The sequence below is a fragment of the Streptomyces sp. NPDC043726 genome, assembly GCF_056436565.1.
The window spans coordinates 94,244-106,610 of sequence record NZ_JBWKCI010000019.1 but is presented as its reverse complement, the minus strand read 5'-3'; the positions used below and the strand labels follow the sequence as shown (position 1 = coordinate 106,610).

Annotated in this window: 12 protein-coding genes; 7 read left to right on the top strand and 5 right to left on the bottom strand. The window is 71.8% G+C overall.

Translation table 11 applies throughout. The features are described 5' to 3' along the window. Window positions 1–326 precede the first annotated feature (326 nt). Both AC068Z_RS38400 and AC068Z_RS38395 read left to right on the top strand, forming a co-directional pair. Window positions 327–1,235 (top strand): lytic polysaccharide monooxygenase, encoded by a 909-nt coding sequence (locus AC068Z_RS38400; protein WP_478567004.1) that lies wholly within the window; start codon window positions 327–329, stop codon window positions 1,233–1,235. A gap of 288 nt (window positions 1,236–1,523) precedes the next feature. Then, entirely contained in the window at window positions 1,524–2,903 is a 1,380-nt protein-coding gene (locus tag AC068Z_RS38395) for a glycoside hydrolase family 43 protein (protein WP_478567001.1), read from the top strand. A 10-nt stretch (window positions 2,904–2,913) separates the two neighbouring features. On the opposite strand, the gene AC068Z_RS38390 is transcribed toward AC068Z_RS38395, so the two are convergent. Beyond that, window positions 2,914–3,849, bottom strand: coding sequence for an ABC transporter substrate-binding protein (locus AC068Z_RS38390; protein ID WP_478566998.1), 936 nt, complete (start codon window positions 3,847–3,849; stop codon window positions 2,914–2,916). Between the two features lie 209 nt (window positions 3,850–4,058). Between AC068Z_RS38390 and AC068Z_RS38385 the strand changes: the two genes are divergently transcribed. Genes AC068Z_RS38385 through AC068Z_RS38370 form a run of 4 tightly spaced genes read left to right on the top strand, consistent with a single transcriptional unit; the run spans window position 4,059 to window position 8,064 of the window. Then, entirely contained in the window at window positions 4,059–6,581 is a 2,523-nt protein-coding gene (locus tag AC068Z_RS38385) for a sensor histidine kinase (RefSeq protein WP_478566995.1), read from the top strand. Beyond that, window positions 6,578–7,054 carry a roadblock/LC7 domain-containing protein gene (locus AC068Z_RS38380; protein ID WP_451725652.1) on the top strand — a complete coding sequence of 159 codons (477 nt, stop codon included), beginning with the start codon at window positions 6,578–6,580 and terminating at the stop codon, window positions 7,052–7,054. The genes AC068Z_RS38385 and AC068Z_RS38380 overlap by 4 nt, the downstream gene beginning before the upstream one ends. A 28-nt stretch (window positions 7,055–7,082) precedes the next feature. After that, window positions 7,083–7,499 carry a DUF742 domain-containing protein gene (locus AC068Z_RS38375; RefSeq protein WP_478566992.1) on the top strand — a complete coding sequence of 139 codons (417 nt, stop codon included), beginning with the start codon at window positions 7,083–7,085 and terminating at the stop codon, window positions 7,497–7,499. Further along, window positions 7,447–8,064, top strand: a complete 618-nt coding sequence (locus tag AC068Z_RS38370; protein WP_478566989.1) for a GTP-binding protein — start codon at window positions 7,447–7,449, stop codon at window positions 8,062–8,064. Before AC068Z_RS38375 ends, AC068Z_RS38370 begins: the two co-directional genes overlap by 53 nt. Here AC068Z_RS38370 and AC068Z_RS38365 read toward each other — a convergent pair whose 3' ends face one another. From AC068Z_RS38365 to AC068Z_RS38355, 3 genes are read right to left on the bottom strand one after another with little or no spacing between them, the layout of a single operon-like run. Then, complete coding sequence (locus AC068Z_RS38365) at window positions 8,065–8,739, bottom strand: ABC transporter permease (protein WP_478566986.1); 675 nt, start codon at window positions 8,737–8,739, stop codon at window positions 8,065–8,067. Beyond that, window positions 8,736–9,386 carry an ABC transporter permease gene (locus tag AC068Z_RS38360; protein ID WP_478566983.1) on the bottom strand — a complete coding sequence of 217 codons (651 nt, stop codon included), beginning with the start codon at window positions 9,384–9,386 and terminating at the stop codon, window positions 8,736–8,738. Before AC068Z_RS38360 ends, AC068Z_RS38365 begins: the two co-directional genes overlap by 4 nt. Further along, window positions 9,383–10,531, bottom strand: a complete 1,149-nt coding sequence (locus tag AC068Z_RS38355) for an ABC transporter ATP-binding protein (RefSeq protein WP_478566980.1) — start codon at window positions 10,529–10,531, stop codon at window positions 9,383–9,385. The genes AC068Z_RS38360 and AC068Z_RS38355 overlap by 4 nt, the downstream gene beginning before the upstream one ends. Before the next feature lie 251 nt (window positions 10,532–10,782). On the opposite strand from AC068Z_RS38355, the gene AC068Z_RS38350 reads away from it, so the two are divergent. Next, a complete protein-coding gene (locus AC068Z_RS38350; protein ID WP_478566978.1) occupies window positions 10,783–11,583 on the top strand; it encodes a class I SAM-dependent methyltransferase in 801 nt (266 codons plus the stop codon). Here AC068Z_RS38350 and AC068Z_RS38345 read toward each other — a convergent pair. After that, on the bottom strand, window positions 11,573–12,310 hold the full coding sequence (locus tag AC068Z_RS38345) for an FAD:protein FMN transferase (RefSeq protein ID WP_478566975.1): 738 nt from the start codon (window positions 12,308–12,310) through the stop codon (window positions 11,573–11,575). The genes AC068Z_RS38350 and AC068Z_RS38345 overlap by 11 nt on opposite strands. Window positions 12,311–12,367 lie beyond the last annotated feature (57 nt).

Here is a 12,367-nt window from a genome sequence, read left to right as displayed (position 1 = left end):
TCGAAGCGGAGGGGGGGGAGAACCGAAAAGCGGTGCGACGGCCCGGCCAGGCGTGGGGACCGACCCGTCCGGGGTTACCTGTGGGTCGGCTGTGCTGGAACGATAGGCAAACAGCTGGTCATAGGGATACAGGGGAAACCCTCGATCCGGCCGGAAACCAACCCTCGGCGTCCATCGGTTGACCGCTTGTGTCCGTCTTTGCACGGGCTCGCACCGGCTGAACGCACCGGGCTCCGCGCCCGTACTGGTCAGAAGCAGACGGTCCCGTTCCGGCCCAGCACGGCTCGGCGGCGGACCGATCCGGACCGGCCGAGGAGACCCGTCACATGACCCGGACCCGCGCTCGGCGCGCCGCCCTGGCCGCGGCCCCCGCGCTGCTCGCCCTCTGGGCCGCGACCCCGGCCGCCGCGCACGGCGCGCCCACGGATCCGGTCAGCCGGGTCATGGCCTGCTCCCCCGAGGGCGGAAGCGCGGCGCGGGCCGCGTGCCGGGCGGCCGTCGCCGCGAACGGCGCGCCCTTCACGGCCTGGGACAACCTGCGGATCGCGAACGTGAACGGCCGGGACCGGCAGACCGTCCCCGACGGCCGGCTGTGCAGCGGCGGCCTGCCCGCCTACCGGGGCCTCGACCTGGCCCGCGCCGACTGGCCCTCGACCCGGCTGCGGCCGGGCGCCGCCCTGACCATGCGCTACGTCTCGACCATCCCGCACACCGGCACGTTCCGCCTGTACCTCACCGAGCAGGGCTACGACCCGACCCGTCCGCTCACCTGGTCCGACCTGCCGGACAAGCCCTTCGCCGAGGTGCGCGACCCGGCGCTCACGGACGGCGCCTACCGGATCCCGGCGACCCTGCCGAAGGACCGGACGGGGCGTCATGTGCTGTACACGGTGTGGCAGAACAGCAGTACCCCGGACACGTACTACTCGTGCTCGGACGTGGTGTTCCCGGAGAGCGAGGGAGCCACTGGAAAGGAGAGCGCGGCGGAGAAGGAGGAACCCGCCGAGAAGGAGGGCGCGGTGGAGCGGGAGAGCAAGACTCCGGCCTCGCCCCCGCCCTCCCCCTCGTCCGCCGCGCCCTCCCCTTCACCGGCCTCGGTCGACGAACGCCGTACGGCGGTCACGAAGGCGGACGCGGACTCAGGCCCCTCGGCCCCGCTGCTGGCGGGCGGCGCCGCCGCGGTGCTGGCGCTCACCGGGGGCGCCGCCCTGGCCGTACGCCTTCGACGGCGCTGAACCGCGCCCCCCGAAGTGACACATCTTCGACATCCTTTTTCCACAACTCCCTTGACCCTCAAATGTAACCCCGGGTAACTTCCTCGAACGCTGTCGCGGAGTACGGCGGGAGGCGGGGGAGCCCGCCTGAACCTGGCTCCCCCGCCGACCGTCACGACGGAAACCGGCCAACGCGGTCCACCTCATTGACGTACCCCTGCCACGCCCCTACCTTCTGACCGCTCCACCGAACTGCGTTCGCCATACCGAACATTCCCCGCATCGGCCGTGACCGCTCCTGGAGTCCCCATGACCGCTCTGTCCCGCAGAACACTCCTAGGCCTGGCGGCGACCGCCCCGCTGGCCGCGACCGGCGCGCTGACCCTCGGCGCCGGGACCGCGCACGCCGCGGACTCGGCGTACGTGATGGCCTACTTCACCGAGTCGAACACCATGCTGGAGGCCAACTACGGCCTGCACCTGGCCGTCAGCACCGACGGTCTGCGCTGGACCCCGCTGAACCAGAACGCCCCCGTGGTCACCCCGACCGCCGGAGCCGGCGGACTGCGCGACCCGTTCGTGCTGCGCAAGCGGGACGGCACCTTCGTCGTGCTGGCGACGGATCTGAGCGGCACCGACTGGAGCCGCACCAGCGTGTACATCCACGTCTGGGACTCGGTGGACCTGCGCTCCTTCACCGGCTACCGGCTGCTGAAGCTGCACGACATGACCACCACGCACAGCTGGGCCCCGGAGGCCTACTGGGACGCGGGGCGCGGGCAGTACGGGATCCTCTACTCGTCGGTGAACAGCAGCGGCCACAACGTGATCATGGTGAGCTACACGACCGACTTCCGGACGACGACCGGCCCGCAGGTCTTCTTCGATCCCGGCTACGACGTCATCGACGGCAACCTCACCGTCGGCGTGAACGGCGTCAACTACCTTTACTACAAGAGGGATCAGACCCTCGTCGGGGCGCGCTCGTCCACCCTCGACCCGGGCAGCTTCACGCCGTTCAGCACGCCGGTCGCGCACGGCGGGACCGAGGCGCCGACGGTCGTGAGGTCACTGACGTCCGGCAACTGGTTCCTCTGGGGAGACACCTACACACCCAACGGCGTCTTCTACGCCTGGCAGTCCGGCGACCTCGCCTCCGGCACCTGGACGCCGGTGGACCAGAGGCTGTACACGCAGCCCCTCAACTCCAAGCACTGCGGCATCCACCCGATCACCTCGACCGAGTACACCAACCTGCTCACCCGGTGGGGCGCACCCGCCTGGAACCGGCTCAAGTCGTACAACTTCCCGGACCGTTACGTCCGGCACAGCGGTTTCGCCGGACGGATCGACGCGTACCCCTTCGATCCGTACCCCGACTCCCAGTGGAAGCTGGTGCCGGGGCTCGCCGACGCGGCCGGGGTGTCGTTCCAGTCGGTCAACTACCCGACGCGCTACCTGCGGCACTACAGCTACAACCTGCGCCTGGACGTGAACGACGGGACCTCGTCCTTCGCCGGGGACGCGACCTTCTACCGTACGGCGGGGCTGGCCGACGCGTCCTGGACGTCGTTCCGGTCGTACAACAACCCGACCCGGTACGTCCGTCACTACGACTACGCCCTGCGGATCGATCCGGTCTCCACAGCGACGGAGCGGCAGGACGCGACGTTCCAGGTCGGGTACTGACGCCGCTCGGTCAGCCGAGGCCGACCGACTTCAGCCACTCCTTGGCCACGTCGAGCGGGTCCTTGTTCTCCAGCTGGACCTGGGAGTCGAGGTCGAGCAGCGTCTTGGTGTCGAGCTTGGCGGAGACCGCGTTGAGGGCGTCGACGCCCTCCTGCGGCAGGCCCGACTTGTAGACCAGCGGGGTCACGTTGGCGAAGCCGAAGAGGTTCTCCGGGTCCTGGAGGACGACGAACTTCTCCTTGGTGATGGTCGGGTCCGTGGTGAAGATGTCCGCGGCCTGCACGGTGTTCTTCGTCAGGGCCGCCTGGGTCAGCGGACCGCCGGCGTCGAGCGCCTTGAAGGACTTGAACTCGACGCCGTAGACGTCCTTCAGGCCGACCAGGCCCTGGTGCCGGGTCTGGAACTCGGGCGAACCGCCGATGACCATCTCGGGCGCGATGTCCTTGAGGTCCGCGAGGGTGGACTCGGCGGTGAGGTTGTACTTCTTCGCCGTCGCCGCGTTGACGCTCACGGAGTCCTTGTCCTCGGCGGGCGAGGACTCCAGCAGCGTCAGCTTCTTGTCCAGCTTGGTCTGCACCGCCGCGTTCACCGCGTCGGCGCTCTTCTGCTCCGCCTTCGGGTCCAGGTACGCCAGCAGCGAGCCGTTGTACTCGGGCAGGACCGTGATGGAGCCGTTCTTGAGCAGGCCGTAGGTGGTCTCGCGGCTGCCGATGTTGGGCTTGTACTCGACCTTGACGCCCTTGGCCTTCAGGGCCTCGCCGTAGATGTCGGCGAGCAGGATGGACTCGGCGAAGTTGTTGGAGCCGACGACCACGGTGTCGCCGCTCGCCTTGTCCCCGGCCAGGGGGTTGTCGTTCTCGTCGTCGGAGGAGCCACATCCCGCGAGCAGGGCCGCGGCGGCGGCCAGCGCGACGATGGACCTGCTGCGTGGGGCGGTAGAAGTCACGATTCCCGTTCCGGACTGAGGGGTTGGGCGGACGGCAGTTCTCCAGTTCTGAACTGATCCAATCCAGCGGCTTCTTGGTCAGTCAAGGGAATTCGGGTCACCGATTGGCCTCAATGCGTAATCGGTTGTGATCGTATGTGACGACGTTTGCCTCAAGAGGCGATAGTCTCCCCGCAGTTGACGCCTGGAGCCCAAATCGAGGAGGAATGGTGTCCACGAACGAGGTGGACGCGTCGTCCACCGCGACCCACGATTCCTCCGGATTCCGGCGCCTCGCCGACCGCTGGCCCTTCCGCCGCAAGCTCAATCTGCTGGTCGGCGTGCCGCTCGCCGTGGTGGCCGCCCTGCTCGCGTACCTCATCAGCGACCAGCTCGACCAGTCCTCCGCCGCCTCCGACGCGGCCCGGCTGGTCCGGGACAGCGCCGAGGTCGCCACCCTCGTGGACCGGGTGGAGGCCGAGCACCAGCAGGCCATCCTGCTCTCGGTACGGCACGAGGCCGCCGACGGCGCGGCCCGCCCCGCCACCGACGGCTACGACCGGGCGCAGGCCGCGGTGGACGCCCAGGTGACCAAGGTCCGGGAGACCTTCGGCGACCGGCTGCCGGAGACCGAGGCGCGGGCGCTGAAGGAGATCAGCGCGCTGGGCAGCCTCCGGGACACCATCGAGCAGGGCTATCTGCCCGCCGACAACATCGACCCGGCCTACACGAACGCGGCCAAGGGCGTCATCGACGGCCTCGGCCTGGACCGCAACACGGCCCTGGCGGCCACCTTCACCGGCAACCTCCTGGACTCGCTGCTGCGCGCCGACGCCGCCCACAGCGCCTTCGAGACCGGCGTGTTCTCGGCGACGACCGGTGACTCCAACGCGCTGATCGAGTTCATCGGCGCGGTCGGCTCGTACGAGGTGTACACCTACCAGGCGGACCGTTTCGCCCGGTTCGCCACCACCGAGCAGGCCGAGGAGCTGCGCGGGATCGAGCACAGCTCCCCGCAGGCCGTCATCGGCCGGCAGTACGCCGAGCTGCAGATCGACCCCAGCACCCTCCAGGCCGACTCCCCCGCCGAGATCCGCCAGGCGTTCCGGGCGGCCCTCGACTCCTACCCCGCCTACCGCGAGCAGGCCGAGATCCGCCTCGGCGTCACCGCCTCCCTCATCGACCAGATCGCCGACCGCGCCGACGCGGCCTCCGACGACGCCGCCTGGCGCGCGGGACTGCTGCTCGGGTTCGCCCTGTTCGGCTTCGCACTGTGGCTCGCCCTGTCGGTGGCGGTCCGCCGCTCGGTGGTACGGCCGGTGCAGGCCCTCACCGGCGCCGCCCGCGAGGTCGCCGAGGTCGCCGACCGCGAGCTGGCCCGGGTCGCCGACGACGACGCCGAGGACGACGGACCGCCGCGGCTGCGCGAGGTGCCGGTCACCGCGCGCGACGAGATCGGCGACCTCGCCGACGCCTTCAACCGCGTCCAGACCACCGCGGCCGCCCTGCTGGAACGCCAGGTGCTCAGCCGCCGCAACGTCGCCGAGATGTTCGGCAACGTCGGCCGCCGGGTCAGCAACCTGACCACCCGCCAGCTCTCCCTGATCGACGCCGTGGAGCGCGGCGAGACCGACCCCGAGCTGCTGGAACGGCTGTACAGCATCGACCACATCGCGGTCCGGCTGCGCCGCAACGCCGACAGCCTGATGCTGCTGGCCGGCATCCGGGAGTCGGGCCTCGGCTCGGGCCCGCTCGCGCTCACCACCGTCGTACGCGCCGCCCTCGGCCAGATCGAGGGCTTCCAGCGGGTACGGCTGACCGCGCGCTCCGAGGCCGCGGTGGAACCGGACGTGATCGGCGACCTGACCCTCATGGTGGCCGAACTGCTGGAGAACGCGGTGTCGTTCTCGCCCGCGGGCTCCCCGGTCGAGGTGACGGTGGCGACCGGTGCGGACGAGCGGTCCGCGTCGATCGTGATCGCCGACCACGGACTCGGCATGAGCGCCGAGCGCCTCGCGGAGGAGAACGCCCGGCTGATCCGCCGCGAGCGGCTCGACCTGGTGCCGACGAAGGTGCTCGGGCTGTTCGTGGTCGGCACGCTGGCGCGCCGCTGGGAGATCGCGGTGACGCTGACCCGGACGCCGGGCGGGGGTGTGACGGCGGAGGTGAACGTCCCGGCGGCGCTGCTGCTGCCGACGGCAGCCGTGCCGGCGCCGGCCACGAAGGCGGCCGAGGCGCCCGGCTCGGGGCCCCTCCCCGCCGCCGCCGACGACTCCGGTCCGCTCCCCCGCCGGGTCCCCCGGCGCGAGGGCGCGGCCGATGACTCCGGCGCGCTCCCCCGCCGCGTGGGTCCCGCCCCGGAGACAGCCGCCGCACCCACGGCCCCCGAGACGGCCACCACCACCCCCACGGCCGCCGCCACCGCCGTACCGCCGCCCCCGGATCACGCCCGCGCCGGGCAGCCGGAAGCCTCCACTCGGGCGCACGCCGACGCGGCGCCCGCGGGCGACTCCGGTTCCCGCCCGCTGCGCCGCCGGGTCCGCGGGGCCACCCTGCGCTCCGCCGAGGACACCTCCTCGCAGCCGGTCCTGCCCCGGACCGCCCGCCCCGCCGACGCCGACGCCGTACGGTCCGCGCTGGAGGAGTTCGAGGCGGCCGTGGAGCGGGCGCACCGGGACAGCGGCACCTTCGAGCAGATCCAGACCACCGAAGAGCAGGACCAGAACCACCTCCCGGAAGGAGCGGAGCAGTGAGTACGTCGACAGGTGGCACTCCGGCAGGAGGCACCACCCCGGCCGAACTCCAGGCCGCCGCAGCCGACTTCACCTGGCTGCTGAATCGCTTCGCGACCGAGACCGCGGGAGTCGTCGACGCCATCGCCGTCTCCTCCGACGGGCTGCTGATCGCGGTGTCCGAACTGCGCGAGCACGCCGACTCCGAGCGGCTGGCCGCGATCGTCTCCGGCATCACCAGCCTCGCCGCGGGCGCCTCCGGCAACTACGGCCTGGGCGGCCTCAACAAGGTGATCATCGATCTGGAGGGCGGGCACGTCCTGGTCTCCGCGATCGGCAGCGGCGCCGTGCTCGGCGTGGTCACCGACAAGGAGGCCAAGCTGGGCAACATCGCCTACGAGATGACGCTGTTCGCCAACCGCGCCGGCACCGCGCTCAGCCCGCAGCTGGTGCTGGAGCTGAAGAACAGCGTCGGCGCCGCGTCGGCGCGCTGACCGGGCCCTGAAGGACGGAACGGACCCCATGGCGGACGGCACCCCACCCCCGGGCCCCGACCCGGTCGGCCCCGCCCCCGCCGTACGGCCGTTCCTGGTCACCGCCGGCCGGGTGGCGCCCAGCGCGTCCGGCCGGCCGATGCCCGTCGAGACCCAGGTGGTGGCCACCGCCGAGGGGCTCGACGCGCTCCCGCTGCTCTCCTTCGAGCAGCACGACATCGTCGCGGCGTGCCGGCGGCCGCAGTCCATCGCGGAGATCGCCGCGCGGCTGCGGCTGCATCTGAACGTCGTCCGGGTGCTCGCGGAGGATCTGCGGGCCGAGGGGCGGCTGACGGTGCATGTGCCGAACTCCGAGGCCGTCCACGATTCATCCGTACTGCGAAGAGTGATCGATGGCCTGCGCGCCATCCCCGACTCCCGGGGGGTACTCCGTGACCACGACTGAACCGGCTGCCGCCGTACGACCGCCGCTGCCGGTCAAGATGGTGATCGCGGGGGGATTCGGGGTCGGCAAGACGACCGCGGTCGGCTCGATCTCCGAGATCGAACCGCTCACCACGGAGGCCGCGATCACGGAGGTCGCGGCCGGCGTCGACGACCTGTCCCACACTCCCCGCAAGACGACCACCACGGTCGCCATGGACTTCGGGACCATCACCATCGATCCGACGCTGAAGCTCTACCTGTTCGGGACGCCCGGACAGGAGCGGTTCGGGTTCATGTGGGACGACCTCGTCGAGGGCGCGGTGGGCGGCCTGGTCATCGTCGACACCCGGCGCCTGGACGACTGCTACGCCGCGGTCGACTACTTCGAGCACAAGGGGATCCCGTTCGCGGTCGCGGTGAACGCGTTCGACGGGAAGGTGGAGCACGAGCTGGACGATGTGCGCTGGGCACTCGACGTCAGCGCGGGCGTGCCCGTCGTGGTGTTCGACGCCCGGGAGCGCGGCTCGGTGCGGGACGCCCTGCTGGTCGTCCTGGAGCAGGCCCTCGCCCGCACCGAGGCCTGACTAGCCGATCCCGGCCCGCCGGACGCCCCGCGACACCGTCAGCCGCGCCACCGCCCAGAACAGCCCCAGCGTCGCCAGGGCCATCGCCGCCACCAGGGTCGCGCCGCCGACGACCTTCTCGTAGTCCCGCTGGTACAGGCCGTCCACGATGTAGCGGCCGAGGCCGCCGAAGCTGACGTAGGCCGCGATCGTCGCCGTCGAGACGATCTGGATGGCCGCCGAGCGCAGGCCGCTGAGGATCAGGGGGAGCGCGACGGGGAGTTCGACCCGGAACAGGATCTCCGTCCCGGCCATGCCCATGCCGCGGGCCGCGTCCACGGGGGCCGGGTCCACCGAGCGCATCGCCTCGTACGTCGTGACCAGGATCGGGGGGATGGCCAGGACCACGAGCGGGATCATCACCGGGGCCATGCCGAGGCCAAGCAGGACGAACATCAGCACCATCAGGCCGAAGCTGGGCAGCGCCCGGCCCGCCGTCGCGATGAGGGCCAGGGTGTTGCCGCCCCGGCCTGTGTGCCCGGTGAGCAGGCCGACCGGGAGCCCGATGGCGGCGGCGATGCCCAGCGCCATCAGGGTGTAGCCGATGTGCTCGGCGGCCCGGGTGGGGATGCCGTCGTAGCCCTCCCAGTGGGCGCTGTCGCTGAAGAAGGCGTCGATGTAGTTCAGGATGTTCATCGAGCGGCCTTCCTCGGCATCCAGGGGGTCAGCAGCAGGCGTACGACGATCAGGGCCGCGTCCACCAGGGTCGCGAGGACGGCCGTGCCCACGACCGAGAGCCAGATCAGGCGGTCCTGGTGGTAGATCATGCCGCTGTTGAGCAGGTTGCCGAGCGCGCCCTGGTTGCCGATCAGCATGCCGACGCTGACCAGGGAGATGCTCGACACCGTCGCCACCCGCAGGCCCGCGATGATCGCGGGGGCGGCGATGGGCAACTGCACCTGGAAGTAGCGGCGTACGGGCCCGAAGCCCATGGCCGTGGCGGCGGCCAGGGTCTCCTGCGGCACCGAGCGGACGCCGTCGACGATCGCCGGGACCAGCACGACCAGGCTGTACACGGCCAGCGGGATCATCACGGTGAGTTCGGACAGGCCCGTGTAGTCGATGAGGATGACGAAGAAGGCCAGTGACGGGATCGCGTACAGCACGGTCGTCACCCACAGCACCGGCGGGTACAACCAGCGCAGCCGTACGCAGAGTTGGGCGATCGGCAGGGCCACCAGCAGTCCGGCCAGCACCGGGAGGAGGGCCTCGCGGAGGTGGAGGCCGACCAGGCCGAGGTAGCTGTTCTGGAGGTCGCTCGGCATGTCGAAGAGCTCGCTCATCGCGCGGCCTTCTCCGTCTTCGCGGTCTGCACGGTGGTCACGGTGTTCGCGTGGGCGCCCCGGATCGCCTCGCCGATGGTCTGCTGCGAGACCACTCCGGCCGCCCGGCCCTCCGCGTCCACGGCGACGGCCCAGCCGGTCGGCGAGAGCACCGCGCAGTCGAGCGCGGCCCGCAGGGAGTCGGTGCCCTGCGCGAACGGGCGTCCGTACGGCAGGAGTCGGGCCGGGTCGATCGCGCCCGCGGTCAGCTCCTTCGGCTCGGCCCACCCGAGCGGCCTGCCGTCCAGGTCCGTGACGAGGAGATAGGGGGCGTCGGCCGTGTCGCGGGCGGCGATCTGCTCGGCGGTGGCGTCGATCGCGACGATCGGAGCGGTGAGCAACTCCATTCCCGCGGAGGGGAAGAAGGACAGCCGCCGGATGCCCCGGTCGGTGCCGAGGAAGTCCTCGACGAAGGAGTCGGCGGGGTCGGTGAGCAGTTCGGCGGGCGGGGCGAACTGGGCGAGCCGGCCGCCGGTGCGCATCACGGCGACCATCGTGCCGAGCTTGACGGCCTCGTCGATGTCATGCGTGACGAAGACGATGGTCTTGCCCAACTCTGCCTGGATGCGCAGCAGTTCGTCCTGAAGGCCCTTGCGGACGACCGGGTCGACGGCGGAGAAGGGCTCGTCCATGAGGAGGACCGGCGGATCGGCGGCGAGCGCCCGGGCCACGCCGACGCGCTGCTGCTGGCCGCCGGAGAGCTGGTACGGGTACCGCTTGGCGAGGGCGCCGTCGAGGCCGACCCGGTCCATCAGCTCGCGGGCCCGGGCCCGGGACTTCTCCTTGCCCCAGCCGAGCAGACGGGGCACGGTGGCGATGTTGTCCAGGATCGTGCGGTGCTGGAAGAGACCGGCGTTCTGGATGACGTAACCCATCGAGCGGCGCAGGGTGTTGACGGGCTGCTGCTGGATGTCCTTGCCGTCGAGGAGGATGGTGCCCTCGCTGGGCTCGACCATCCGGTTGATCATGCGCAGGGTCGTGGTCTTCCCGCAGCCCGAGGGTCCGACGAGGACGGTGATCGAGCGGTCGGGTATCTCCAGCGACAGCCGGTCGACCGCCACCGTGCCGTCCGGGTACCGCTTGGTGACTGAATCTATCCGTATCAAAACGCCGAATACCCTTCGGGTCTGGCAGAAGTCGCCCGCTTCCGGCCGGGATTGAGCAGGCCGTTGCGGGGAGAGTCTAGACCGCCTGTGTTGCGGGGCCTTGGCGGGTGCGTGGCGTGATCAGCCTGGGTCGGAGGGCGGCCGACGCCATGTCCGGGGCTCCCGGGCGGTGGTCGTGGCGGGGACGACCCGTTCGTCGCCGGGTGCCCGGGATGTCGGCCGAAGAGGGCCGCGTCCCGCATGGTGGAGTCATGAGCGAGCAGCAGCGGTTCGACGTGTGGCAGGCCGGGCCCGCCTACGAGCGCTACATGGGCCGGTGGAGCCGGAAGGTCGCCGAGCGGTTCACCGCCCTGGCGGGCAACGCGGACGGGCTGCGCTGGCTGGACGTCGGGTGCGGGACGGGGGCGCTGTCGGCGGTGCTGGCCGCCCGGTGCCGGCCGGCGCTGGTGCTGGGCTGCGACCGGTCCGCCGAGCTGGTGGCGACGGCCCGGGACGCGGCGCACGGTCCGGTGCGGTTCGTGGTGGCGGACGCGCGGGCGCTGCCGGTGCCTGACGGTGCGTGGGACGTGGCCGTCAGCGGGCTCGCGCTGAACTTCCTGCCCGAGCCCGCCGAGGGGGTCGCCGAGATGGTCCGGGCGGTGCGGGCGGGCGGCCGGGTCGCCGCGTACGTCTGGGACTACGCGGAGGGCATGGGCCTGCTGCGCCGCTTCTGGGACGCGGCCGCGGCGACGGACCCGGCGGCGGCCGAACTGGACGAGGGGCGCCGGTTCCCGATGTGCCGGCCCGACCCGCTGCACGCGCTGTGGACGGCGGCCGGTCTGGAGGACGTCCGGGTCACCCCGGTCGTCGTCCAGACCGCCTTCACCGACCTCGCCGACCTGTGGTCCCCGTTCCTCTCGGGCCAGGGCCCGGCCGCGGGCTACGTCGCCGACCTGCCGCCGGAGGGACGGGACCGCCTCCGGGACGCCCTCGCCGAGACCCTCCCCCGGGACCCGGACGGCTCGATCGAACTCCCGGCCCGGGCCTGGACGGTGACCGGCGTCAGGCCGTGACGGTACCCGCCGCCACCGGCAGTCCCTCCGTCCGGAACACCCGTCGCCCCGCGTCCACCGCGAACACCTCGCACCCGGGGCGGGCGGACGCCCACGCGATCCCTTCCTCGCCCATCGCGAAGGCGGCCGTGGCCGTCGTGTCCGCCACCGTCAGGGACTCCGCGACGACCGTGACGCTGAGCAGACCGGTCGCCGGACGTCCGGTGCGACCGTCCAGGATGTGCGCGCCCCGCTCGTAGAGCGCGGAGGTCGCGACGGCCCCGTCGGTCACCTCCAGGACGGCGCACACCCGGTCGGCGTGGTCGGGATGCCGTACCCCCACCCGCCAGGGACCGCCCGCGGCGACCACGTCACCACCGGCGTTGAGGCAGAAGCGCGCCGCCCCCGCCGCCCGCAGCAGTTCCGCCGCACGCTGCACCGACCAGCCCTTCACCACCGCGCAGGGGTCGAGGCCCCGCCCCGGCAGCCGTACGTCGAAGGCGCCGCCGGTCGCCACCCGGTACTCCTCGCACAGGCCGAGGACCTCGGCGAGGTCGTCACTGACCTCCCCGGGGCCCATCTCGCCCCGGTCGAGCCGGGACACCTCGCTGCCGGCCCTGAACGGGCTGAACCGCTCGTCGACCTCGCGCAGCCAGGCGAAGACGGCGTCCACGGCCGTACCGGGTACCTGCTCGTCGTCCACCCGGAGCGAGACCGGGAACCCCATGACGTGTTCGACTCGGCGCACGCTCAGCCCCTCGCGTCGAGGGCCGCCTGGAGGGACTCCCGGTAGCCCTCGCTCGTG

Bases quoted from the DNA above. Each gene is read 5' to 3' on its own strand.
- AC068Z_RS38400 (WP_478567004.1), top strand. From the start codon at position 327: ATGACCCGGACCCGCGCTCGGCGCGCCGCCCTGGCCGCGGCCCCCGCG.
- AC068Z_RS38395 (WP_478567001.1), top strand. From the start codon at position 1,524: ATGACCGCTCTGTCCCGCAGAACACTCCTAGGCCTGGCGGCGACCGCC.
- AC068Z_RS38375 (WP_478566992.1), top strand. From the start codon at position 7,083: ATGGCGGACGGCACCCCACCCCCGGGCCCCGACCCGGTCGGCCCCGCC.
- AC068Z_RS38370 (WP_478566989.1), top strand. From the start codon at position 7,447: ATGGCCTGCGCGCCATCCCCGACTCCCGGGGGGTACTCCGTGACCACG.
- AC068Z_RS38365 (WP_478566986.1), bottom strand. From the start codon at position 8,739: ATGAACATCCTGAACTACATCGACGCCTTCTTCAGCGACAGCGCCCAC.
- AC068Z_RS38360 (WP_478566983.1), bottom strand. From the start codon at position 9,386: ATGAGCGAGCTCTTCGACATGCCGAGCGACCTCCAGAACAGCTACCTC.
- AC068Z_RS38350 (WP_478566978.1), top strand. From the start codon at position 10,783: ATGAGCGAGCAGCAGCGGTTCGACGTGTGGCAGGCCGGGCCCGCCTAC.